Origin of the sequence: Brevibacillus sp. Leaf182 (assembly GCF_001423865.2) — a bacterium.
GTDB classification, from domain to species: Bacteria; Bacillota; Bacilli; order Brevibacillales; family Brevibacillaceae; genus Brevibacillus; species Brevibacillus brevis_C.
Window position 1 is genome coordinate 652,475 of record NZ_LMPN02000015.1, and the last position, 23,497, is coordinate 675,971.

General features: G+C 47.1%; 22 protein-coding genes. 2 read left to right on the forward strand and 20 right to left on the reverse strand.

Translation table 11 applies throughout. The features are described from left to right. Positions 1 to 366 precede the first annotated feature (366 nt). Complete coding sequence (locus tag ASG16_RS05815; protein WP_048035459.1) at positions 367 to 1,602, reverse strand: S1C family serine protease; 1,236 nt, start codon at positions 1,600 to 1,602, stop codon at positions 367 to 369. 281 nt (positions 1,603 to 1,883) lie between these two features. Here ASG16_RS05815 and ASG16_RS05820 point away from each other — a divergent pair, with 281 nt between their 5' ends. Further along, positions 1,884 to 2,120, forward strand: a complete 237-nt coding sequence (locus tag ASG16_RS05820; protein WP_056488850.1) for a hypothetical protein — start codon at positions 1,884 to 1,886, stop codon at positions 2,118 to 2,120. Here ASG16_RS05820 and ASG16_RS05825 read toward each other — a convergent pair. The 6 genes from ASG16_RS05825 to ASG16_RS05850 form a co-directional block, all read right to left on the reverse strand. Beyond that, positions 2,115 to 2,903, reverse strand: a complete 789-nt coding sequence (locus ASG16_RS05825) for an MBL fold metallo-hydrolase (protein ID WP_056488849.1) — start codon at positions 2,901 to 2,903, stop codon at positions 2,115 to 2,117. The genes ASG16_RS05820 and ASG16_RS05825 overlap by 6 nt on opposite strands. Positions 2,904 to 2,946: 43 nt before the next feature. Next, complete coding sequence (locus ASG16_RS05830) at positions 2,947 to 3,720, reverse strand: two-component system regulatory protein YycI (protein ID WP_056488846.1); 774 nt, start codon at positions 3,718 to 3,720, stop codon at positions 2,947 to 2,949. Next, positions 3,707 to 5,089 (reverse strand): YycH family regulatory protein, encoded by a 1,383-nt coding sequence (locus ASG16_RS05835; protein WP_056488844.1) that lies wholly within the window; start codon positions 5,087 to 5,089, stop codon positions 3,707 to 3,709. Before ASG16_RS05835 ends, ASG16_RS05830 begins: the two co-directional genes overlap by 14 nt. Then, a complete protein-coding gene (gene walK / locus ASG16_RS05840; RefSeq protein ID WP_048035464.1) occupies positions 5,086 to 6,909 on the reverse strand; it encodes a cell wall metabolism sensor histidine kinase WalK in 1,824 nt (607 codons plus the stop codon). Before walK ends, ASG16_RS05835 begins: the two co-directional genes overlap by 4 nt. Beyond that, positions 6,906 to 7,616 carry a cell wall metabolism response regulator VicR gene (vicR, locus tag ASG16_RS05845; RefSeq protein WP_048035465.1) on the reverse strand — a complete coding sequence of 237 codons (711 nt, stop codon included), beginning with the start codon at positions 7,614 to 7,616 and terminating at the stop codon, positions 6,906 to 6,908. The genes walK and vicR overlap by 4 nt, the downstream gene beginning before the upstream one ends. 245 nt (positions 7,617 to 7,861) lie before the next feature. Next, positions 7,862 to 9,358 carry a LysM peptidoglycan-binding domain-containing M23 family metallopeptidase gene (locus tag ASG16_RS05850; RefSeq protein WP_056488843.1) on the reverse strand — a complete coding sequence of 499 codons (1,497 nt, stop codon included), beginning with the start codon at positions 9,356 to 9,358 and terminating at the stop codon, positions 7,862 to 7,864. A gap of 173 nt (positions 9,359 to 9,531) precedes the next feature. On the opposite strand from ASG16_RS05850, the gene ASG16_RS05855 reads away from it, so the two are divergent. Continuing rightward, complete coding sequence (locus ASG16_RS05855; protein ID WP_056488842.1) at positions 9,532 to 9,987, forward strand: hypothetical protein; 456 nt, start codon at positions 9,532 to 9,534, stop codon at positions 9,985 to 9,987. Positions 9,988 to 10,053: 66 nt separating this feature from the next. On the opposite strand, the gene ASG16_RS05860 is transcribed toward ASG16_RS05855, so the two are convergent. From ASG16_RS05860 to ASG16_RS05920, 13 genes are all read right to left on the reverse strand, one after another. Continuing rightward, on the reverse strand, positions 10,054 to 10,269 hold the full coding sequence (locus tag ASG16_RS05860) for a hypothetical protein (RefSeq protein ID WP_007720197.1): 216 nt from the start codon (positions 10,267 to 10,269) through the stop codon (positions 10,054 to 10,056). A 132-nt stretch (positions 10,270 to 10,401) separates the two neighbouring features. Then, positions 10,402 to 11,688: an adenylosuccinate synthase gene (locus ASG16_RS05865; RefSeq protein WP_056488841.1), complete on the reverse strand. Its 1,287-nt coding sequence runs from the start codon at positions 11,686 to 11,688 to the stop codon at positions 10,402 to 10,404. A 181-nt stretch (positions 11,689 to 11,869) separates the two neighbouring features. Continuing rightward, on the reverse strand, positions 11,870 to 13,219 hold the full coding sequence (gene dnaB / locus ASG16_RS05870) for a replicative DNA helicase (protein ID WP_048035469.1): 1,350 nt from the start codon (positions 13,217 to 13,219) through the stop codon (positions 11,870 to 11,872). A 24-nt stretch (positions 13,220 to 13,243) separates the two neighbouring features. Further along, on the reverse strand, positions 13,244 to 13,687 hold the full coding sequence (rplI, locus tag ASG16_RS05875; RefSeq protein ID WP_017246819.1) for a 50S ribosomal protein L9: 444 nt from the start codon (positions 13,685 to 13,687) through the stop codon (positions 13,244 to 13,246). 26 nt (positions 13,688 to 13,713) lie between these two features. Beyond that, on the reverse strand, positions 13,714 to 15,651 hold the full coding sequence (locus ASG16_RS05880) for a DHH family phosphoesterase (protein ID WP_056488840.1): 1,938 nt from the start codon (positions 15,649 to 15,651) through the stop codon (positions 13,714 to 13,716). A 4-nt stretch (positions 15,652 to 15,655) separates the two neighbouring features. Continuing rightward, positions 15,656 to 16,564, reverse strand: coding sequence for a DUF2232 domain-containing protein (locus ASG16_RS05885; protein WP_056488839.1), 909 nt, complete (start codon positions 16,562 to 16,564; stop codon positions 15,656 to 15,658). 101 nt (positions 16,565 to 16,665) lie between these two features. Continuing rightward, positions 16,666 to 16,896 carry a 30S ribosomal protein S18 gene (rpsR, locus tag ASG16_RS05890; RefSeq protein WP_016739387.1) on the reverse strand — a complete coding sequence of 77 codons (231 nt, stop codon included), beginning with the start codon at positions 16,894 to 16,896 and terminating at the stop codon, positions 16,666 to 16,668. A 40-nt stretch (positions 16,897 to 16,936) separates the two neighbouring features. Next, positions 16,937 to 17,416 carry a single-stranded DNA-binding protein gene (locus ASG16_RS05895; RefSeq protein WP_016739386.1) on the reverse strand — a complete coding sequence of 160 codons (480 nt, stop codon included), beginning with the start codon at positions 17,414 to 17,416 and terminating at the stop codon, positions 16,937 to 16,939. 29 nt (positions 17,417 to 17,445) lie between these two features. After that, on the reverse strand, positions 17,446 to 17,733 hold the full coding sequence (rpsF, locus tag ASG16_RS05900) for a 30S ribosomal protein S6 (protein ID WP_007720183.1): 288 nt from the start codon (positions 17,731 to 17,733) through the stop codon (positions 17,446 to 17,448). A gap of 143 nt (positions 17,734 to 17,876) precedes the next feature. Then, positions 17,877 to 18,977: a redox-regulated ATPase YchF gene (ychF, locus tag ASG16_RS05905; protein WP_056488837.1), complete on the reverse strand. Its 1,101-nt coding sequence runs from the start codon at positions 18,975 to 18,977 to the stop codon at positions 17,877 to 17,879. A 460-nt stretch (positions 18,978 to 19,437) separates the two neighbouring features. Continuing rightward, positions 19,438 to 20,547, reverse strand: coding sequence for a Ger(x)C family spore germination protein (locus ASG16_RS05910; RefSeq protein WP_056488836.1), 1,110 nt, complete (start codon positions 20,545 to 20,547; stop codon positions 19,438 to 19,440). Then, a complete protein-coding gene (locus ASG16_RS05915; RefSeq protein ID WP_056488835.1) occupies positions 20,544 to 21,644 on the reverse strand; it encodes a GerAB/ArcD/ProY family transporter in 1,101 nt (366 codons plus the stop codon). The genes ASG16_RS05910 and ASG16_RS05915 overlap by 4 nt, the downstream gene beginning before the upstream one ends. Next, the gene (locus ASG16_RS05920) at positions 21,641 to 23,197 is read right to left on the reverse strand and encodes a spore germination protein (protein WP_056488833.1); all 1,557 of its coding nucleotides are present in this window, start codon (positions 23,195 to 23,197) and stop codon (positions 21,641 to 21,643) included. Before ASG16_RS05920 ends, ASG16_RS05915 begins: the two co-directional genes overlap by 4 nt. Between the last annotated feature and the right edge of the window lie 300 nt (positions 23,198 to 23,497).

Below are 23,497 nucleotides of genomic sequence, written 5' to 3' on the forward strand. Positions count from 1 at the left end.
GAAGCTCCATGGAAAAAAAGAAACCTGCCTTTAGCGTCCACCTCTGAGACACTACGTAGCTACGCGACTTTGGACGCGGGTTTCACTTTTTCCATGAAGCTGGGCAGAACCGCTTCCCAGCAGGTATCCCAAGAACTTGAGCGTTTTCTTCTTTTTTCTCTCCTCCACCCAAAAGCCCGTCTAACGAAAAAAAAGAGAGCGCCGTATCAGCTCGGCGCTCTTAAGAAGGGATCTATTAAAAAATAGATAGAGGGGGGAACTTCAGATACTGCATATATGCAAACGGGATAAAATGCATCCCGGAATTGCCCGTCAAAGTTTGTTTCCTTCACATGCCTGCCTTCAAAACGGCTTGGTCAATGCTTCTTACTGCTGTGGCGGAGCGGTCAGCTTCACTTTGGCAGTCTTCTGGATACCATCACGATAGTACGTAACGTTCATCGTATCGCCCGGCTTTTTGCTCATCGTCAAGTACTTGCGTAGCTGAGCACTGTTGGAAATGTCCTTGTTGTCCAGCTTGACGATGACATCGAATTGTCTCAAGCCTGCTTCACCCGCAGGAGAGAATTTGCCTACCTCTGTTTGCACGACGACGCCGGCTTTCACATTGTCAGGCAGATTCAAGGTTTCTTTCCATTCGTAGCGTGGCACATTGGCCAAGTCGAGTGGCTGCACACCGAGGTAAGAACGTTCCAGTGTTCCTTTTTCCATCAGTTGGTCCACGATCACTTTGACATCATTGATCGGGAGGGCAAAACCTAATCCTTCGACCCCTGCTTTGGAAATTTTCAAGGTGTTAATCCCGATGACCTGACCCTCGATGTTCACGAGGGCACCACCGCTGTTACCAGGGTTGATCGCTGCGTCTGTTTGAATGACATCCAGCTCCCAGTCGTCTTGACCATCTTCGTTAAAGTCCATTGGCATGGAGCGTTCTTTGGAACTGATGATGCCTTGTGTAACGGTCCGGGAGAATTGCATGCCCAGCGGATTCCCGATGGCAATGGCCGGTTCGCCCACCTGTAAGGTAGAGGAATCACCAAACTCAGCAACGTCCGTAACCTTGGCGGCGTCGATTTCCAGTACCGCCAGATCGGTATAACCATCGGCTCCGACCACTTTTGCCGATACTTTTTCACCTGTTGGCAGGGCGACCTCTAGTTTTTGCGCCTTATCGATTACGTGGTAGTTGGTAACGATGTAGGCTTTTCCGCCTTTTTTCTCAAAGATGACACCAGAGCCTTGGCCCTGCTCTACATCCATCGAGTTCTGCATCCAACTGTTTCTGCGCTGCCCGATGTTGATTACACCAACAATCGCATTCTCCACTTTTTTCACCGCATCTACTGTACCAGAGCCGACACTTACAGATACTGGCTTGGCAAACAGGTTAGAAGAAGAAGAGGCATTACTGCTTAGCGCATTTTCTGTTCCAGGCTTAACCATATTAATATATCCCGCATTGGAGAGAGTCGGCAGCGTGAGCAGGACGACCATCCCCCCAATTACTGCGGACGTTACCGACGTCACGACCATACGTCCAATGCTAGAACCGCGTTGTTTCTTTCGCTCCACGTGAGTTAAATCATCATAAAACCCCATGATTCATACTCTCCTTTCTATCTTCTACCATTACTAGCTTTGCAGGTTTTCCATGCTCGTATACACAATGACATGCTCCATATTTGGTTTGCATGATTAATTTCGTTGATATCTGTTTCCTTTTGACATCCTTAGTATACGACCCGCTTTTGGCAAAATGGCGTGAGAATTATGGAAAGGTTGTGGAATAGAAAAAAGCTCCCGGAATATTTCTCCGAGAGCACGGATATGATAGATTAAGAGCTTTTTCTTGCCAGACCAAATAGAAAGGATTGATAGACTTGAAAGAAGTCCACCTTATCGCCAAGCTGGCTGACCTTCAGGAAGTAGACTACCACAATACCCTTGTCCTGCATGCCTTGATCGAACTACTCGTAGCCAAAGGACTGCTGACACATGACGAGCTGACTGCGAAAGTGAATGAACTCGATACACAGCTAACTTTCCATATCGATACGTACGCGAAGCTCACAGAGCGCATCGCCAGTCGTCAAGTGGGGATCAAACCGATCTTATAGCTCTTCCAGCTTGGTAGGTCGATCCGGGTACGTATCGCGCAGATGCACATCATCACCAACAGACAGCCCCCGCTCCTCCAGGATGTTTTTGACCGTCAGTCGGGCCAAATCAATCATGTTGTTCTCCTTACTCAAGTGGGCGAGGTATACACGTTCAGCCCCACCTGTTAGACAATCGAGCAAAGCATCGCCCGCCGCTTCATTGGACAAGTGCCCGACATCACTCAAGATACGTCGCTTGATGCTCCAAGGATACTGGGACATGCGCAGCAGCTCAACGTCATGATTGGACTCGAACACATACGCATCTGCTCCACGAATCGTCTCCTTGATCCGATCGCTGACATACCCCAAATCTGTCGCGACACTGAGCTTTTTCTTGCCATGATAAAAACAGAAGCCCATCGGCTCGGCGGCATCGTGCGAGATTCCGAATGACTCGATGCCCAAATCCTCCAGCTCTTTCTTTTCCCCCACAGAAAAGAAGCGTCGCTGATCTTCCTTGATCGTCCCGATTTGCCCATCCAGCTCCGACCACGTCTTATCATTGGCGTAAATCGGCAATCCATATCGTCTCGCCATGACGCCGACTCCTTTAATGTGGTCGACGTGCTCATGGGTAACGAGAATAGCGCTGAGCTCTGCTGGATTGACACCAATGGTCTCCAGTGCCGCTTCTGCCTGCTTTCCTGTAATGCCTACATCGATCAATACGGAAACACGGTCTGTCGCCACGTAAATGGCGTTGCCCGTACTCCCGCTTGCCAACACACTAAATCTCACCGAACATCCCTCTTCCCGTATCTTTCCCAGGTTGTCTATCTATTCAGCGCTGCGTTACCATCGGACGCTCCAGAGCCCCTGTAATCGCGTTGACAAAATGCCATTTGCCATCGTGAACCACGCGCCATACAGGCACAAGCGTCTGAATATCCGCATCGTAGGAACCGTAATAACCCAGGCTGACATTCTCAATCCGTTCCCCTGGTGAAATGATTTGCTTGTCCACCAGAGAGCGTAGTGCCGCATAACCAGAGATCACCTGTCGTTCCCCCTGCTGCTTGCGAAGGTGGAAAAAGGTCTGCCTGTATCCGAGTATCGATCCGTTGTCCAAATACATTTCCAGCGGCGCGACGAATACTGGCATCTTATCATAGACCTGCCAATACAAGAGGCGCGATTGATTCGATTGATACGGATCGGCCACGTATTGATCGGAATAAACCAGCCTCGGACCAATTTGACGCAAAAGCTCCTGAGGATTCAGTTGACCACGAATCTGCATGGGTGGGTCCAGCTTGGCAGCCAGCGCCATCTTTTCTACCGTCGCCTGAAGTCCTGATATCTCATGCAAGGAAATCGGATTAATTCCGATATACTCCGCATCCAAATTGGACATTTCCGGTGTATCCTGCGGCACTTCTGTATCCAATGTGATATTTTGCTGATTCAAGTACAGCTCTGTATTCCATTTCTCGCTCTGCGCGACTTCCTTGTCATTCCACAGGCTAATGCGCGTCACATACACCTGATACAGGAGAAACAAATCGAGGAGAAGAAAGGCCCAGATCAGAATCGTCTTCGTCCTACTCCAATCCATGCGCCTTCCCTCCTCCCTGCTTGGTGTGCGCAGAAATATACAGGTTCGCCTGATTCGCCAATTCCACAACCCAGACTGGCATCAGGTCCACGTATCCTTCACCTACTTTGGTATGGTAAGCCAAATAAGCGTTGGTGATTTTTTCTGTGTCCGCCAGCTTTTTGTCGCGGATATATTGATACAGCTCCGGACCAGACATAACCGTCCACTCTTTGTTATCGATATACTTGTCCAAATCCAGCAGCGATCGGCTCATCGTCACAACCTGGCCTGCCTCTGAAGTAATTTGGATCGTATCGATCTGCTTGGCCTCTCCCTCACTGATCAAGGGATACGCCCCCAAGTACTGGCGGAACGTGATCAAGTCCTTTTCATTGTAGCTCTTTTTGATTCGTTCAAAATGGTACTCATCCAGCCAGCCTAAGTGTTGATTCATGAAGGTAACGGCACTCTGCACTTTTTCTTCATCAGACAGCTCCTGATCCCGCTGTTGGTACGCCGGATCAGTAAACGTGAATGCCTGCTGCTCTGACCTCAATTGAATCGATCTGCTGCCATCTGTAAAAATAACCGTTTTGTCCCGCTCCATGATCTGTCTGACGAGCGATTGATCGATAAAGTAGGACTCGATCAATCTTTCATTCGTAACAGGTACGTAGCTGTAGCGGAATTGCTGCATGCGCATCTGATTCTTGGGCAAATAGTACGTGCTCCACATGAGCGCAGGTCCTTCCAAATCAACGAAGCTTCGCTCTGGTTTGACGATTTTCATGATTTGCTCAGGCATTAAATCACCAGAAGCCAAATACGATTCTCGCAAATCCTTTGGGCTGATCGATGTTCGAGAACGCATCATTCGACCTTCCTCAGTCGACAAAAATAACGCGTAGACGACATCCTCGTCCTTTTCGTAGTACAACCACAATCGGTCAATCCCTTTCATTCGGTTGTCAAACTCATCCCGAAAAGTTACCAGCCGACCTACAATTGACAAGGGAACCGTGCTCCGAAAGCGCACTTCCAAACCCATCTTTTCCCGGGCAATATCTTCCCATTTCTCATTGGAGATGGTGAGCGGAGAAAAATCGAGAAAGATCCATTTCGACATTTCTCGCACGATCAAACTGTAAGGAGCATCGGTTGCGGACGCTTTCGTGTGGCGATCTTCCCCATAATGAAAAACAACGGATTCCGGCGTAACGAGCTGTTCGAGTTGTTTTTCCTGAACTGGCTTTGACTGTGTGTACTCTGCCGGCTCAATAAATTGAAGGTTAGGTTGATTCGACCACAACATCGCTGTCAAAACAAAGCTGGCTAGCACTAGCAAATTGAGTAAGACGGTCTTGGCAGGCTCTAGCATCCGCTTCATCCCGTTTTTCCTCCTTGGGCAAATGGCACCCAGAACGTGACTGTCGTTCCCACATTCCATTCGCTTGTAATCTCGATATCTGCACCGTGTGCCTGTACTAATTCACGGGCAATCGCCAATCCCAGACCTGTTCCACCCTGACCGCGCGAACGCGCCTTGTCTACGCGGTAGAAGCGCTCAAAGATTCGCTTCAAATCGCGGCTGGGAATACCGATTCCTGTGTCGGTGATGGAGATTTGTACCCGCTTTTGCTTGTGGTTCTCTTTTGCCATGAGAACCACGGTGCCTCCTTGAGGCGTATACTTGATCGCATTGGACAAAAGATTATCCAATACTTGATTGATTGCATCCAAATCAATATAAACCGGCGGAAGCTTGCTCGGCATATCCAGACTGAGCTGAACCTCCTGCTGCTCACTGAACATGGAGAAACGATCGGCAGCATAGCGAAGCAATCGATTGATGTCCGCTTCCTTGCAATGCAGACGAACCCCCTGCGAATCAAAACGCGATAGCTGCAACAAATCGTTTACCAAGCGAATCATGCGCTCTGTCTCCGACGACGTAACCTTCAAGAACCGTTGGGACAGCTCTGGCTCTTCCACTGCGCCATCCAGCAGCGCTTCCACGTAGCTTTTAATGGTCGTCAGTGGTGTTCGCAGCTCATGCGACACATTCGCCACGAATTCGCGGCGCTGCTGCTCCAATCGCTGCTGCTCCGTCACATCAGCTACGACAGCAATGATCCCGCCCATTTTTTTGCTATCGTGCTGCAAAGGCGTAAACGTTACACGCAGGATCACTTCTTCCTTATTCGGCAGCGTCATCTCAATGAAAAGTGGCTCTTCCTGCGCATAGAGCGACATCTCATCCTCTGGCGGCAGGCCCAACAGATCATACAAGGTGCGTCTCTTGAGAAGGACGTCAGCCATCGTCACCTGTAACATATCTTCTGCTGCCCGATTAAACAGGATGATCTGTCCATTCCGGTTAGCGGCAATAACACCGTCCGTCATGTTGCTCAAAATTCCCGCGAGCTTCTCACGCTCTTCCTCTTGCTGCAAAATCGCTTCCTGCAAGCGCAAGGTCATATGATTAAAAGCCATACCGAGCTGGCCAATTTCGTCATCGCTATAGACACGTACACTACTGTTAAAATCCCCATCTGCCACCAATCGCGCCTGACGGGTCATCTCCTTCACTGGCTTGGTGATGGTACGGGCCAACACGACCCCGAGCACCGCCGTAATGACCATTGCGATCATGGTACCTGTCCCCAAGATGCCGTTCATTTTACCAATCGTCGCATAAGTGCCTTCCATCGAAGCAATCATGTAGACCGCACCGTATACGATCTGGTCGCCCTTAACAGGTAATGCCAATACTTTTACCCGCGCCCCTGTCTTCGGGTCGATCCGCATCGATTCACTGCGCGTCCCGAGCAAGGCAACCGTCACTTCAGGCTGCGAGGTCCGCTGTCCAATTGTATTTTTGTCCTCCGTCGTCGCAACCACCGTTCTTGTCTGGTCGATGACCTGCACATTCGCTCCGTTGATTTTTACCAGGTTGTTGATCAGGTTGTCGATGTCCTGGCGGTTTTGTTCGGCGTTGGATTCCTTCCCGTCATGCGGGCGCAAATCGCTTTCCAGCAAGCTCGCTAACAAACTAGCTTGTCCATTCAATGCCTCGGAAAAGTTGTTGATGTAGTAGCTCTCGACTTCCCGGGCAAAATAGGCGCTAATAAATTGCATCGCAAGCAAAATCAACAGCATGTAAATGATGACCATTTTCCACTGAACGGTTTTGAACAGCCGCCTCATCCAGGCTGGCCTCCCATGCCGGGATTGCGTAATGTATAGCCCAAACCACGCCGCGTAATAATGTACTTCGGCTGGCTAGGATCATCCTCTATTTTTTCTCGCAAACGACGGATGGTCACATCTACCGTTCGCACATCGCCAAAATAGTCAAATCCCCAGACCGACTGCAGGAGATGCTCTCGCGTCAATACTTGTCCCTGATGGCGAGCGAGGTACACCAGCAGCTCAAACTCACGGTGCGTCAGCTCTAATGCTTCTCCCACCTTTTCGACGGTATACGAGTGCAAATCGATTTCCAGCTCATGCACGCGCAGTACATGCTGGCTATCCTTCTCTTCCACTTTCGAGCGGTTACGGCGCAAATGGGCCTTTACACGGGCTACCAGCTCCCGCGTACTAAATGGCTTCGTCACGTAATCGTCCGCACCCAATTCCAGCCCGAGTACTTTATCCAGTTCAGAGTCTTTGGCAGTCAGCATGATGATCGGAACATCATACGTTTGACGAACGGTTCGGCATACGTCCATCCCGTCTCTACCTGGAAGCATAACATCAAGTAAAATCAGATCCGGTCGCTCATCCTTGACCACGACAAGTGCCTCATCACCATCGTAGGCGCATACGACCTGATACCCTTCTTTTTCAAACGTGAATTTCAAAATATCTGCAATCGGTTTTTCATCGTCAACTACGAGGAGTTTTGCCATCCTGCGCCCTCCTTTTTCCAAAAATAGTTCATTCAAAAAGTCGGCTTTTCAGCACCGAGAAAATGGCGAGAACCTCAAAAGACGACTTTTTAAACTTCCTGATCAAGGATTCCACTTTGACTGTCACTATTCCTCTACAATACACCATGTACGCCGTGTAAAGAAGGGCTTGGCATTCAATCCCTGCCAACAAAAAAAGGGCCCCCCTCCTAAGAGTTGCCCTTTCCCTTCCAGAAATTACTTTTCTATTTTAAGTAACGAATCGGGTTTTGATTTCGTCCATTTTGTAGAACCTCAAAATGCAGGTGGACGCCGGTCGATTGTCCAGTAGAACCCTTTACGCCGATTTTCTTTCCTTGGCTAACGACATCGCCGACTTTCACATTAATGCTGCTCATGTGACCGTACAATGTCTTCATTCCATTGCCGTGGTCGATGATAACCGATTTTCCATAGTCACCATTCCAACCAGCGAATGTGACACGTCCATTGTCTGCCGCCATGACAGAACCAGCACCGGCAATATCAATTCCTTTGTGCATGCTACCCCAGCGTTTGCCGAAGCCGCTGCTAATATACCCGCTAGCAGGCCAGCTCAAACGGCCTGTCCCGCGCGATGGAATTACTTTTGTACCGCGCTCCATAATTTTGGTTACAGGCTGCACAGTTACATCTTGTTTGATGATTTTGCGATTCACTACTTGTCCATTTTCTTTCACAACTTCGTACTTAACTGTTTTACTGCCGTTTTTACCTTCTTGTACGACCTTGGTTTCGCCTTTAGGAACCTTGTCATTGTTTTTAATTTGGGTATTAAAAGCAATAACCTCTTGTTGATCTACTTCTTCTTTGACTTGTACAGTAACCAGCGGACGCACCGCGGTTACATTGATTTCTTGTCCCAATTGAAGGACGGTATTTTCCGTAACACCTGGGTTGTTCGCGTAAATATCTTTTGACGTAATGCCGTATTTCTTCGCAATGCAACCGATGCAATCGCCTTCTACGACCGTGTGCTTCATATCCTTGAAGGTCCCTTTTACCAGCAACTCCTCCAGTTTATCGGCAGACAAAATTTGAGATGCATCGACTGTTTCGGTTTGCATCTCTACATTCTCTTTAAATGCAACTTCTTTTACCGGATTTGGTTTGACCGGGACTGTGGATGCTGCTGCTACAACAGCCTTTTTCCCTGTCGTTGCAGGAACTCCGGAATATCTTTGCTTCACTTCAGCCAGTACTTGATCAGCCGATTGCTGGTCTGGCATATAACCTACCACTTTGCCGTCAATCGTCAGCTTAACGCCCTGAACCTTGATATCCGCTACGGATGCAAGAGCTTGTACAGCGGCATCATTATTGAACGGTGCCTTGAATTCACGCTCTTCTTCGAATGTGATATAGTCAGCCAATTGCAAGTTGAGGCCTGTTTTTGCCTTTTCCTCTTCCAGCTTGGATGCTGTCCAGTTATGTATCACATTTGGATCATTTACCACGCCAATCTCTTTGCCGTTCACACTGACATGGTAGACAGAATTGACATTGCTTGTGTAATAGTATTGTGCAGATGCTCCAGCAGCAATCGTCAAAACTAGACCTGCCGCAATTGAAAGCGATTGTTTTTTGTGCGACTGGATATAAGAGCTTGTACGTTTCATTGTACGTTTCGCCAGATCACTGCAATCCCGAACGATTCGTGATGACCGTTCCTGCAGCTTGGCCTTCCATTCCGACCAATGCATAACTTGTCCCTCCTGAAAACAGATACAACTTGCTCGTTCCATTTCCTGAAAATTTTTAATTTATTGACTAGGTCGTAAATCCCATAATTTAGTTTCCATTAATCTGCCAAATTGCCTAAAGAAACCAACTATGTCGACTTTACCATAAGAATAACGACAACATCAAGTGTAAATTGCTGTCGAATAAAAAAATAGACACAGAGTCACTATATGTACAAACAATTGGTAGCATTTATCATATCTGGAGGCTGATATACGTGAAGGAACGTAATATTCTTGCAGGATTTCACACCGAAGATGATGCGCATAAGGCAGAAAAAGCACTTCGCCAAGCTGGTTTTTCCATCATTCAGATCGACAGAATCGGACAATTCCCAGGTGACGGGAATGAACAAATCCTGAATCCCATATCCGGAGATTTTCCCAGCTTGGGCAACCTTACCCTGGCAGGTGACTTCCCAAGCGGCAGGGATGCAAGTGTCATGGCCGCTGTAAATCCAGACGCCAGCGGCATGGCCGATCGGGGCGATGACAATTTGAATCGCAGTGTCTTGTTAACGGCAGTCGTACCAGAGGAACAAGGTGATCTTGCAACTGAGATCATCCGATCGTATGGAGGCACGATCTAAAATAAATATAGCCATCTTCCTAAATGACTAGAAAAGATGGCTTATTTCGTTATGGACATCTGTGACTCACACCTCTTGCATCGAGGTAACGTCTTTTAACGCAAGTCTGCGTATTTTCGTTTTCTCGGCGTCATTTGGTTGTTTGTATGTGGTGATAAAGCATAGGTAGCCATTGTTGAAATGAGTCATGGTTCCCTTGATGACGACGCCATTGATCATCTTTACCTGTACATTTTTGCCCAGCAGCTTCATGGCCTTTTGGTCAAATCCAAAACCCATCATCACTTTTCACCTCTCCATTTCTCCCTATGTCTATCCATATGCCCAGAGGGTGTCGTTTCGTGTCTGTCCCTTGCAAAAAAAAAGAAAGCTGCCGAATGCTCGACAGCTTTCTTCTATTATATAGTCGATAGCTTATCCGTAAATGCCACGAACAACAACCGTTTGCTCACGATCTGGTCCTACGGAGAAGATCGACATTGGAATACCAGTCAGTTGCGTGATGCGCTCCATGTAGTGACGAGCGTTTTCTGGCAAGTCGTTCAGATTGCGAACACCTGTGATATCCTCAGTCCAACCTGGCAGTTCCTCATAAACTGGCTCGCATTTCGCAAGCAGGTTGAGGTTCGCCGGGAACGATTCGATAACTTCTCCATTGTATTTGTACGCTGTGCAAATACGCAGTGTCTCAATGCCAGACAATGTATCCAGCTTGGTGATCGCCAAACCGGTGATACCGCTGACACGACGAGCATGACGAACAACTACACTGTCGAACCAGCCTACACGGCGAGGACGACCTGTTGTTGTACCATATTCGAAGCCAACCTCACGAATATGGTCGCCAGTTGCATCAGTCAGCTCAGTCAGGAACGGACCGTCACCTACACGCGTGGTGTAAGCTTTTGCCACCCCGATTACCTGGTGGATCTTGGTTGGTCCAACACCAGAACCGATAGTCACACCACCCGCAATTGGGTTGGAGGACGTTACGTAAGGATACGTACCTTGGTCAATATCGAGCAATACGCCTTGTGCACCTTCAAACAATACGCGGTTGCCGCTATCAATGGAATCATTGAGGACAACAGATGTATCGGTTACGTAAGGACGAATGATTTCTGCCAGAGCCAAGTATTCATCCAGAATTTCTTGAAGCTCAAAGCCAGTTGTGTTGTACAGCTTCTCCAGCAGCATGTTTTTCTCTGCCAGGTTGCGCTCAAGCTTGCGAGCAAACTCTTCGCGATCCAACAAATCAGCGATACGAATACCGATACGCGCTGCTTTATCCATGTAAGCAGGTCCGATACCTTTACGGGTCGTACCGATTTTGTTAGCACCGCGGCTATCTTCCTCTACGCCATCCAGCTTGATGTGGTATGGCAGAATCACATGCGCGCGATCACTGATTTTCAAATTGCTTGTCGAAAAACCGAAGCTGTGAATGTACTCCAGCTCTTTTACCAATGCTTTCGGATCGATTACCATACCGTTTCCGATTACGCAGGTCTTGTCACTATAAAAAATTCCGGATGGAATCAAATGCAGCTTATACTTGTTACCATCAAAAATAATGGTATGGCCTGCGTTGTTACCGCCTTGATAACGAGCCACTACCTCTGCACTTTCAGCTAGATAGTCTGTAATTTTACCCTTACCTTCATCGCCCCACTGGGTTCCGACGACAACGACTGTTGACATCGAAAAACACCTCCTGATATTATCATGTCTTTTCGGGCCTGAAACAATCTAAGTTTACTAAACGAGACTCCCCATGTCAACGCTAAATACGAACATTCATATAGTTAGTTCTTAATATGTTCGGCAATTCAATATAGAAAAAAAAGCCGGAATTTCTCCGGCTTTTCTTCCATTCCAACTATTAACCTGCTTGATTCCGAAAGCGATGATCCAAGTTAACGAATTTGTTGAATTCTTTCAGGAACGCTAACTCCACCGTTCCGGTCGGGCCGTTACGCTGTTTGGCGATAATGACTTCGATGACATTCTTGTTTTCTGATTCCTTGTCATAGTAGTCATCACGGTACAAGAAGGCCACGATATCGGCGTCCTGCTCAATCGACCCTGACTCACGGATATCGGACATCATCGGTCGCTTGTCCTGCCGTTGCTCTACACCACGGCTCAACTGCGACAGGGCGATAACCGGCACGTTCAGCTCACGCGCGATCCCTTTTAGCGTACGAGAGATCTCAGATACTTCCTGCTGACGGTTATCTCCTTTGCCTCGTCCATGAATCAACTGAAGGTAATCGATCAGGATCAAGCCCAAGCCTTTCTCCGTTTGAAGGCGACGGCATTTTGCCCGGATGTCCTGTACAGTAACCCCAGGTGAATCGTCGATGTAAATCGGCGCTTTCGCCAGCGTACCGATTGCCATCGTTAGCTTTTGCCAATCGTCTTCCTCCAGTGTACCGGAACGCATCCGGGACGCATCCAGATTGCCCTCCGCACAAATCATACGCTGAACCAGCTGAGAAGCACCCATCTCCAAGGAGAAGATGGCTACGGTCTCACCTGCACGGGCTGCTACGTTTTGCGCGAGATTCAAGGCAAATGCCGTCTTCCCTACGGAAGGACGGGCTGCCAAGATAATCAGGTCACTGCGCTGCAATCCTGCTGTCATCTTGTCCAAATCCGTATAACCCGTCGAAATCCCCGTAATATCACCGCGTCGCTGACTCAAAAACTCAATCCGCTCGTACGTTTCCAGAAGGGCATCACGAATCGGTGTAAAACCGCCACTGTTGCGATTTTGGCCGATCTCCATGATGTACTTCTCCGCATCCGCGATGATCTGCGTGACATCATCCTCACGGGAGTATCCGTCATTGGCAATCTTGGTAGCTGTATGAATCAATCGCCGAAGTAGCGATTTTTCTTCTACAATTTTTGCGTAGTATTCGATGTTGGCTGCCGTTGGAACTGAGCTGGCGATTTCCGTGAGATACGTAACTCCGCCGACCTCATCCAGCAGCTTGTGGTCCTGTAGATCCGCTGTAACCGTAACCAGATCGACCGGTTCGCCTTTTTCATACAGGTCCACCATCGTTTGAAAGATGCGCTGATGCGCTGTCTTGTAAAAATCCTCCGGACGGAGAATCTCAATGGCCGTGATTAAAGCTTCCTTAGACAAGAACACGGCACCCAGTACCGATTGTTCCGCTTCCTTGTTCTGTGGCGGCACACGATCCAAAAACAGGTCGCTCACGTCACACCCCCCACAATTGAGACATTATTCTTCCACAACGTGTACTTTCAGAGTCACGGTTACTTCGTTGTGCAGTTTTACTTTGATTTGCGTCACGCCCAAAGCACGGATTGCATCCATTTCGAGCTTACGTTTGTCTACTTTGATTTTATACTGATCTTCCAACGCTTGCGCTACTTGTTTGCTGGAAATTGCACCGAACAAGCGACCACCTTCGCCTGCTTTTCCTACTACTTTCACTGTCAGCTCTTCCAACTTTTTGCCCAACTCCTGAGCATCCAGCTTTTCTTGTTCCTTGCGCTTATCTTCGCTGCGCTTTTGAGCGTCGAGCGTTTTCACGTTGCTATCTGTCGCTTCTTTTACCAGCTTCTTTGGCAACAAGAAGTTGCGTACATAGCCCTCTGACAAATCCTTCACTTCGCCTTTTTTCCCTTGGCCTTTTACATCTTGAAGAAAAATGACTTTCATCATCGTTTCCCCCTTTATATTTTGGCCTATACGACCGAATCAATCGCTTCTTTCAAACGACGTGTAGCTTCTTTAATTGATATGCCTTGAATTTGTGTGGCAGCACCCGTGAGGTGACCGCCTCCACCCAACAGTTCCATGATGGACTGAACATTGATGTCGCCCAGAGAACGTCCACTGATCAAGATCGTATCGTCGGATCGCTCTGCAACAACAAACGACGCCTGGATACCTGACAAAGTGAGTAGCTGCTCAGCAGCTTGCGCCACCTGTACCTGGGTGTAATCCTCGGACGGGTCGCCTATGGCAATCGCCATGTTGTCACGGTACGTTTCCGTGTTCATGATGATTTTTGCCCGCTTCACATACTGTCCCAGATCTTCCTTCAACAGACGCTGGACAGCCGCGGTATCGGCCCCGTTACGGCGAAGGAAAGACGCCGCTTCAAAGGTCCGTGAACCTGTGCGGAAGGCAAAGCTTTTGGTATCCACCACGATCCCTGCTAACAATGCCGTTGCAATCAGATTGTCGATATTCAATCGCTCGCTCTGATATTGCAAGAGCTCCGTAACCAGCTCGGCTGTAGAAGAAGCATATGGTTCCAGATACAAGAGTACTGGCTCAATGAACTCCTCCGAACGTCGATGGTGGTCAATCACCACAATTCGGCTCGTTTCTGTCAACAGCTTCGGCTCAATCACCAGCGATGGTCGATGTGTATCGACGACTACCAGCAATGTGCGGCCAGAGATGAGTCGGATCGCCTGTTCTGGCGTGATAAAAGTCTCAGCCAACTCTTCGTTGGCATAAATCTCTTTCATCAGACGCTCGACAGAATGATTGCCTTCGTCCATGACGATATAAGCCGTTTTGTTGTGCAACTGCACAGCCTTCAATACACCAAGTGATGCCCCGATGGAATCCATGTCAGGCTGTTTATGCCCCATGACGATGACGTGCTCCGCCTCATGAATGAGATCACGCAAAGCATGTGCAATCACACGAGCCCGGACACGTGTCCGCTTTTCTACCGCATTCGATTTCCCACCGTAGAAAGTGAGCTTGTTGCCAATCTTGACAGCGCACTGGTCGCCACCGCGCCCCAATGCGATATCCAAGCTTGATTGTGCCATTTGTCCCAGCTCAATGTAAGTCGTAGCGGCCGCTCCAACCCCGATACTGAGCGTAATCGGAATTTTGTTGTCAGCCGTCATCTCCCGAACTACATCGAGAATGTCAAATCGCGATTCTTCCAATTTATCAAGTGCTTCCCGTTCCATCAGAGCCAAAAACTTGTCGGCCGTGATTCGGCGAAGATATATGCCATGTTTGTTGGCCCACTCTGTAATCACACCAGCCACGCTTGTAGAGAGCAGCGTACGGCTCTGATCATCCATGACTTGTCCGACCTCGTCCAAATTGTCGAGGTGAATAATGGCAAGTGCAGCCTTTTCTCGATGGTAACGAGTCGTCAATTCTTTGAAGTCCGTAATGTCCTTGAAATACAAAAGGCGCTCATCAGACCGCACAATGACCTCGTATACCCGCTCGTTATAAGTAAACTCCAGCCGTTTTTGCTCCGGCTTCCAAACCAGTTGGGGGAATACCTCTTGAAGGCCTTTCCCGATCATGGATTCATCCCCGGACATATGCGTCATATACGGGTTTACCCACTCAATTGCCTTTTCCTCGTTGTATAAAAGAATTCCGATCGGCAGTTCCTGGATAACGCCTTCTCCCGCCTTCTTCACGCGATGGGTGACCGTCGCCAAATACAGGCGCAAGTCTCTTTGGAACCCCTTTTCTGCTTGAAGAGCGTAAAGAACCAAGCCAATCAAGCAAATCATGCCGATCGCCCCGTACATCCAATGGAACAAGGTCAAAATCCCCAACAACAGCAAGCTAAAGCTGAGTGCCAGGACCATGTGCATCCCGTACCAACGCTTTAACAGGAACTTGGGCATTTCCTCAGCCCCTCTTCACTCTTGTTTCCAGTTTTTCACGCAAACGAATTCCTAGGTCAAATATCCCTACTAGACTAAGTATAGTACTTAGGGGTGGAAAAATAAATAGACAGACAATGAGCACAGGAGTCAATCTCTTCCAGCCGTACAAATAGGCAGCAAATAGACAAAAACTCAAGCCCTGCAAAACAAAAATAACATCCAGCATGACTTTCAGGTTCATCAGGGCGATTTCCCAAAACGTTCCCTGCATGCTTTCAGCAAACAACAATAGACTGATCATCGCAATGAAGTAGTAATAAATCAACGAACGCGGGAAGTTCCATTCCCGAATTGGCTTCAATGCTGGAATCGGTCTGCGCAGACGTCGTCCAATCAGACTCGCCAATCCATGAATAATGGCGGTCGATAAAAAGCTGAACATGACAAAACTCGTAGGCAAGACGATTTTACCCAGTTCAAGGAGCTGATCAAACTGCTCTTTTGGCATCATTGCTGGACGCAGCTTAGCAACTTCTTGAATCATGGCATTAAAATCAACGTTCATCCCGAATGCCATGAATGCCAGCAAGGAAATGACACTCAAAAAGGCAACGCCTGCCCCTGCCACAATCGCCGGAAGAGCCGCTCCTTTTTTCGCATAAAAAATCCCCATGACTGAACCCCAAACCGCACTTGAAAAAGCAAGGGTTGCCGCAAACGGACCAGTAACGATCCAGCCCAAAAACGTAAAAGCAAGGGTGATCCAAACCATGTTAGGTACTGTTCGATTTACTGCCAAAAGGATAAAAGGCAGAGGTATCAAGAAACTGACCAGTCCTCCCAGTACCGTATATGTACTGAGAAACAGCAGCACCAGTGCGATACCCAGCATAAGGGCATTTTCAGCCAAGTGTTTCGTTTTGGACGGCATGTCAGCACCTCATTATTCATGTCTCATGTACGCTCTCCATAGAAAACTATGGAAAAAAGAGGGCCACGCAATTGTGCCCCCCTTTTTATAGCTTTTGCAACTTATTCAGCAGTGTAAGGCAACAGTGCTACTTGACGGGATCGCTTGATCGCGATTGTCAGTGCACGTTGATACTTCGCAGAAGTACCAGTTACACGACGTGGCAAGATTTTGCCGCGTTCGCTGATGAACTTTTTCAGCAAGTCAACATCTTTATAATCGATGTGCTTGATTTTGTTCACTTTAAAGAAGCATACTTTACGACGCTTATTAGGACGTCCTTTGCGTGCCATGATAGTCCCTCCCTCTTAGGAATGTGAAAGTTATACGATACTAGAACGGCAAGTCATCATCTGAAATGTTGATCGGCTTGCCTGCACTCGCGAAAGGATCACCAAACGGATCATAGTCATTATTTCGTTGACCGGATGGTTTGTTACCGCCACCCATGCCCGGTCCTGGATCGTATCCTGAATTGTCTCCGCCGGATTCATTACCTCGACCGCCCAAAAATTGAACGTTCTCCGCAACGACTTCCGTCACGTATACCTTTTTACCTTCTTTATTATCATAGGAGCGTGTTTGCATACGTCCTTCGATGGCTGCTTGTCTACCTTTACGCAAATAGCTTGCGCACAGGTCGGCAAGTTTTTGCCAAGCGACAATGTTAATGAAGTCCGTTTCTCTCTCTCCCGCTTGATTGGTGCGGGGACGATTTACGGCCACAGTAAAAGTAGCAACGGCAACGCCATTTGGCGTGTAGCGAAGTTCAGGATCTTTCGTCAGGTTGCCGATGAGAATGACTTTATTCATCTTGGTTCCCCCTCTGATCGCGACAATGATTACTTCTCATCACGAACAAACATAAAGCGGATTACGTCGTCATTGATTTTCATCAGACGCTCAGCTTCCGCAACAGCATCGGAGTTCGCTTTGAAGTTCATCAAAACGTAGTAACCTTCACGGAACTTGTTGATCTCGTACGCAAGACGACGTTTACCCATTTCTTGAAGCTTAGAGATTTCGCCACCATAGTTAGTTACAACATCGCTGTAACGAGCTACATTGGATTTTACTTTCTCTTCTTCAAGGTCTGGACGCAATACATACATTACTTCGTATTGGCGCATACCTTTTCACCTCCTTATGGACTTTAGCGGCCCTGTTCGGGCAAGGAGCGAGTGCTAAAACGAAACGCACAAATCATGCACTCCATAAATACTCGCATTATCGTATTATAGCAAAACGCCTATAACGAATCAAGAATTTCGTACTAAACGTTGAAACGGAAATGCATAACATCTCCATCTGCCACTACGTACTCTTTCCCTTCAAGACGGTACTTCCCACGTTCTCTGGCTACTGCTACGGAACCAGCATCTACCAGATGATCATAAGCAATCACTTCGGCACGAATGAATCCTCGTTCGAAATCGGTATGAATCACGCCTGCCGCACCTGGAGCCTTTGTACCCTGACGGATAGTCCATGCGCGAACTTCTTGTACACCTGCAGTGAAATAAGTAACTAATCCCAACAGTTTGTAAGCTGCACGAATCAAGCGATCGAGACCAGATTCAGTAAGTCCTAGCTCTTCCAAGAACATTTCTTTGTCCTCGCCCTCGAGCTCAGCGATTTCTGCTTCTACTTTCGCGCTGATCACAACCACTTCTGCACCTTCACTCGCTGCATGCTGACGAACTGTCTGCACATGCGGGTTGTTATCTGCATCGTTAATGCCGTCTTCCGCTACGTTGCACACGTACAGCATTGGCTTGATTGTCAGCAGATGCAAATCGCGAATCCATTTGCGCTCTTCGTCATCGAGTTCAACACTGCGAGCAGATTGACCCTCTTCAAATGCTGCTTTCAACTTCTCCAGCACGTCCAGCTCTTGCTTGGATTCTTTGTCGCCGGATTTCACTTTGCGTGCAATGCGATCAATACGACGATCAACAGAGTCCAGGTCAGCAAAAATCAGCTCCAGGTTGATTGTCTCGATATCGCTCAAAGGATCGACACGACCTGCTACGTGCGTGATGTTCTCATCTTCAAAGCAACGTACAACATGTGCAATCGCGTCCACTTCACGGATGTGTCCGAGGAACTGGTTACCAAGACCCTCGCCTCTGCTCGCACCTTTTACCAAGCCAGCAATGTCCACGAATTCAAACGCTGTCGGAACTACCTTGTTCGGAACGACGATCTGTGTCAGCTTTTCCAGACGCTCGTCTGGCACCTCCACAATACCTACGTTAGGGTCAATCGTACAGAACGGATAGTTCGCCGATTCAGCACCCGCTTGTGTAATGGCATTAAACAATGTCGATTTCCCTACGTTTGGAAGACCTACAATCCCTGTAGCAAAGCCCATTTATATACACCTCGTTCATTTTTGTTATCTAACTTGAAATAGTCTATCACATTCTTTCAATACGTCCAATCAGCCACTAACTTGAAAACATTGAAAGTAAATAACCGTTTCTTAAGTTAGGAACGGGTTGGCTACTAGGCGGTGCAAATCAGCATATTTCTGCTATTGGAAAATTTCGCCATCCTATAATGTGGTACCGCCAGCCAAATGCGAAACTTGTACGGTAAGGAACTTTTTATACGAAGAAAGCCGGTTTTCCCCATTTAGAGGAATCACCGACTCTATCCTTGTTAATGTATTGGGGGGAAACAAAGCACTTAATAATTTTATGGAGCTCTTTTTAAATCTGTCTACTTGACAAGAGTATGTTCAGATACCGCTGACCACTGTTCTCCGCGGTACCTGTTTTTATATTTTGAGTGATGAGCTTTTTTTCTAATTGCCCAATGATAAAAACCGATTATTTACTGATTCCCATACCTGCAATAATTACTTTTACGCTTACCTTCACATCTGCTTTCGCTAATGTTTCTCCCCACCGTTCCTTCACTGGTTTCCAATGTTCATACTCATAAGCACGAGCGTATATTCCGAGCCCGATAGGGTCAATTTTAGCTGTTTGAATCTTGTGAATAAGCTTCTTCATTCGTTTCGTCATTTCCTGTTCGATCTCCTGCTCCAATTTTTTTGATTCTTTTCTGATATCCAATTTGAACAGCCGTTCGGTTAGAACTACTCTCATTTGTACGTTAATGTCAAACTTGAACTTGTCCGACACATAATCGGTTGTTGTTTTGACGGAAATGCCACTGGTCGAAAAACTGTAGGCAGTCGCCGGAAAAATCTCACCGACGGGTTGGTTAGGGTTTTTAAATGTAAAAGAAAACTCCCCTTTGGTGTCATGCTGCAAAATGCGGAGTAGCTTGTTCTCCGTGGGAGCGAGGGAGAACTTGTACTCGCCTTCCTCACCAAGCAGCGCGGTTCCGGTTACAAACAGCTTCTTCTCTTTTTTTATCTCGGTTACATTTGCGGTGATCCCGCTCTCGTATGTAGCCCGACGCAAATCTTGCAGGGTTGTTTTCGTGCATATATTGCGAAGGTGAGCGGTATCAATCAGTTTTGTCAAGTAAAGGGGGAGGCGTGGTTTATCTTTCGGCAAATAACTTATCACATCGTATGCGTTCCCATCCACCATCACGATTCTTCCAGTGATCGAGTTTTTTGGGTCGCGGAGTAAAGGCTCCAACAACTTTAACCAGCCCTTGTGTTGCATCACACGTTTCCCGACCAAAATTGCCTGAACTTTACCGCCGACTGTCAGCGCCATAAAGGTTTTGTCGTCTTCTTCCCGCGATTCCCGCATCGTTATCGCTGGCGATATGTAAACTTCCTCCTTGATTTTTGCTTCCTCGCTAAATACAGGGCTTGATGTCGAAAAGATGAGGTTGTTATTTTCATCGAGGTCAATACCAATCAAGAGCGACAGGGATACATCTTCGATATTCATCTTGTCCATGCACCCTGTCGTAAAAAGAGTCAGAGATAAGAGTGCAAACAACAGCTTTTTCATCCAGTTTTTCCCCTCCGCAACATTTCAAAACCTCGTACATAGATATAAAGAACAACAGGAAACATGTACATGACACCAAATGCCGCCTTGCTTAGCAGCTTTGTCCATTCCTCGCTTTGATTCCATGTAGGGTTCATGACATAAACAGACGCGACAGCAAACAAAAAATAGATGCCACTGAAAATGCTGTGATCTTGTTTCTTAAATATTTGAGCGGTAGAGAAAACCGCACAGGAAATGTAGATGATCCAGGCTTTTGACACCACCAGCAAATAAATCGCCAGAAAAATCATATCGAATCGCTCCAGAAAGCGAAACTCGATATTCTTTAGCAAGCTCAGCACTGGTTGATTTAAGGTTGTGATTCCGTCAGGTGTATAAAAAATAAAACAAACGATGGTAATAAACAAATAATAAAGCAGCGTTAGTGTATTCCCGATTAAAAATCCGTGTATGGCGTATTTTTTTTTTTGCAGAAATGGATAAATAATAAAGAGGATCTCGAAACCGGCGTAAGCGAAAACCGTTTTCGGCAATCCTTGCAACACTGGTAGCCACCCTTCCTTGAGAAAGGGAAGCAGAAAAAGCGTATTTCCTTCCCCTACTGGAATCAACATGAAAAGCGGCATCCACATCGTCATGTAAAAGACCAACTCAATATATCGAGCTTGAACGCGTAAACCATTGCGAACAACAAGATAACTAGGAATAGCGAACAGAAGCACCACCAAGTAAGCTGGCGTTTTCGTCAAAAACCATGACTTGATGTAGAGCATCGAATTGACCATGATGACCAAGCCAAAAGAAGCGAAGTAGATAATCAAAGGGAGGGCTAATAGTTTGCCCAACCATTTCCCGAATAAGTAGGACAACAGGTCTAAAAGCGTGAAGTCCGGATACTTTCTAAGTGTCAGCAGCATGATCCATCCCGCCAAACAATTGATAATCCAAGCTAACAAAACTGTCATCCATCCATCCGTTCCACTTGTTTCAGCCAACTGCCTCGGAAGCGAGAATATTCCGGTTCCCACTTGAGAAGCATGGATTAGAATAATATACTGCATCAAGGTGATTCCGTTCATAGCATATTTACTCACGAATCCTTCTCCTTTGATCGTTTTCGGCCCATCCTGATCTCTTGGATCGCTCTGGTACTTTTCGGGCGCTGAAACATTGACCATAATGGGAACCGAACGAACGTATCCCTCATGTCTTGCCAACGGAATGGAGCCAGAGGGCTACCGTATGGAGTTCCAAGAGATTCCAAGGCAACTAGATGGGCAAGTAGAGTCATAAAACCGATGACGATCCCAATAATTCCAAACAGCGAAGCCATCAGCATCATCGGAAAACGCAGCAGTCTGACAGCTGTTCCCATATCGTAGCTGGGTAGAATGAACGAAGCGATAGCGGTAGAGGCAACTACAATAACCATGATGTTGCTGACTATACCCGCTTGTACAGCTGCTTGACCGACAACGATGCCCCCCACGATACCGATTGTTTGTCCAACGGGAGCAGGAAGCCGGATTCCAGCTTCTCGCATCATTTCCAGCATGATTTCCATCATCATGGCTTCCAACAGCGGAGGAAACGGTACTCGTGCCCTTGACTCGGCTATCGATAGGAACAATTGAAGCGGTACAACCTCGTAATTAAAGGAGAGGAAGGCGATGTAAACGGCCGGCAAAAGCAAGGCAATCATGAAAGCCAAAAAACGAAGTAGACGAATAAACGAGGCGATTAGCCAACGCATGCTGTAATCGTCCACGCTTTGGAAGAAAGAGATAAACGTGGCTGGTGCAATGATTACGCTGGGGGAACGATCAACGACAACGACAAAGCGGCCTTGTAATAACTGGGAAACTGCTGAATCCGGACGCTCTGTCAAGATGAATTGCGGGAAAGGTGAATACCGATTATCCTCGATGTATTCGGCGAGTTCCCCCGTATTGATCACAGCATCAATATCAATTTGTTCTATTCGTTTTTCTAGTTCTTTAAGAACTTCTGGATGCGCAATGTCTTCTAAATACATGATCCAGACGTTCGTTTTTCCCCGACGCCCTACTATATGTTCCTTGATACGTAGTTCGAGATTCGGAATATATCTTCGAAGCAGGGCTATATTTTGCACGCCTGTCTCAACAAATCCTTGATGCGCCCCTTTTAACGAGCTTTCCAACTGTGGGTCTTCAATGGAACGTTGCGGCCAACCTGTTGTATCGAAAACCCGAACTTCAACCTGCCCTTCAAAAAAAAGCACACTTTCTCCCTGCAAGATAGCGTTTTCCACATCACGCCAAGATGAAACCGTACGACAACTGCTGATCGTTGGTAACGGAGTTTCATTTACTTCTCTGGAGTCGTACATCATCGGACGCAAAATGTTATTATTCAGTGAATTTTTATCTGTTAACCCGTCAAGATAGACCAGGGCAACTCGTGTCTGCTTTAAACCAGTTGTAAATTGGTGAATGACTAAATCAGGAGATGCTGGGAATTTTTGCTTTATTTCTTTGATATTCTGAAATAATTCGATGCTAATGAGACGATCTTCAGCCGTTTCCTCGTGCATTTGATTCATTTTTCCCATTTTTATTCTTTTTTGTGAGGGGTATTTTTTATAAAAACGAGAAAAAAAATACATAAGTACTTGTTCCTTTCGAAGATGATTTTTATCATTATGGCAACAAAGACAACGCCCTATACAACCACCACAAGAAGAACTATTATATAAGGGGGAGCGCCAACATTTTAACGAAAATATACGCTAAGGAACTTTTTGGTAAGAGGACCGCCAACTAAATGCGAAATTTGTTCGGTAAGACCTTAGCGATCATGTAATTAACTATGGTGCCGTCAGCAAAACGCGAAATTCCCACGTTAACAAAACCAGCGTAGCTGTCACAGCTGACGAAACAACCTAAAAACTAGAGAAGTACCTCAG

Coding starts and splice junctions, on each gene's coding strand:
- ASG16_RS05815 (WP_048035459.1), bottom strand. CDS start 1,602: ATGGGGTTTTATGATGATTTAACTCACGTGGAGCGAAAGAAACAACGC.
- ASG16_RS05830 (WP_056488846.1), bottom strand. CDS start 3,720: ATGGATTGGAGTAGGACGAAGACGATTCTGATCTGGGCCTTTCTTCTC.
- ASG16_RS05835 (WP_056488844.1), bottom strand. CDS start 5,089: ATGAAGCGGATGCTAGAGCCTGCCAAGACCGTCTTACTCAATTTGCTA.
- walK (WP_048035464.1), bottom strand. CDS start 6,909: ATGAGGCGGCTGTTCAAAACCGTTCAGTGGAAAATGGTCATCATTTAC.
- vicR (WP_048035465.1), bottom strand. CDS start 7,616: ATGGCAAAACTCCTCGTAGTTGACGATGAAAAACCGATTGCAGATATT.
- ASG16_RS05850 (WP_056488843.1), bottom strand. CDS start 9,358: ATGCATTGGTCGGAATGGAAGGCCAAGCTGCAGGAACGGTCATCACGA.
- ASG16_RS05860 (WP_007720197.1), bottom strand. CDS start 10,269: ATGATGGGTTTTGGATTTGACCAAAAGGCCATGAAGCTGCTGGGCAAA.
- ASG16_RS05865 (WP_056488841.1), bottom strand. CDS start 11,688: ATGTCAACAGTCGTTGTCGTCGGAACCCAGTGGGGCGATGAAGGTAAG.
- rplI (WP_017246819.1), bottom strand. CDS start 13,687: ATGAAAGTCATTTTTCTTCAAGATGTAAAAGGCCAAGGGAAAAAAGGC.
- ASG16_RS05880 (WP_056488840.1), bottom strand. CDS start 15,651: ATGCCCAAGTTCCTGTTAAAGCGTTGGTACGGGATGCACATGGTCCTG.
- ASG16_RS05885 (WP_056488839.1), bottom strand. CDS start 16,564: ATGCCGTCCAAAACGAAACACTTGGCTGAAAATGCCCTTATGCTGGGT.
- rpsR (WP_016739387.1), bottom strand. CDS start 16,896: ATGGCACGCAAAGGACGTCCTAATAAGCGTCGTAAAGTATGCTTCTTT.
- ASG16_RS05895 (WP_016739386.1), bottom strand. CDS start 17,416: ATGAATAAAGTCATTCTCATCGGCAACCTGACGAAAGATCCTGAACTT.
- rpsF (WP_007720183.1), bottom strand. CDS start 17,733: ATGCGCCAATACGAAGTAATGTATGTATTGCGTCCAGACCTTGAAGAA.
- ychF (WP_056488837.1), bottom strand. CDS start 18,977: ATGGGCTTTGCTACAGGGATTGTAGGTCTTCCAAACGTAGGGAAATCG.
- ASG16_RS05910 (WP_056488836.1), bottom strand. CDS start 20,547: ATGAAAAAGCTGTTGTTTGCACTCTTATCTCTGACTCTTTTTACGACA.
- ASG16_RS05920 (WP_056488833.1), bottom strand. CDS start 23,197: ATGTATTTTTTTTCTCGTTTTTATAAAAAATACCCCTCACAAAAAAGA.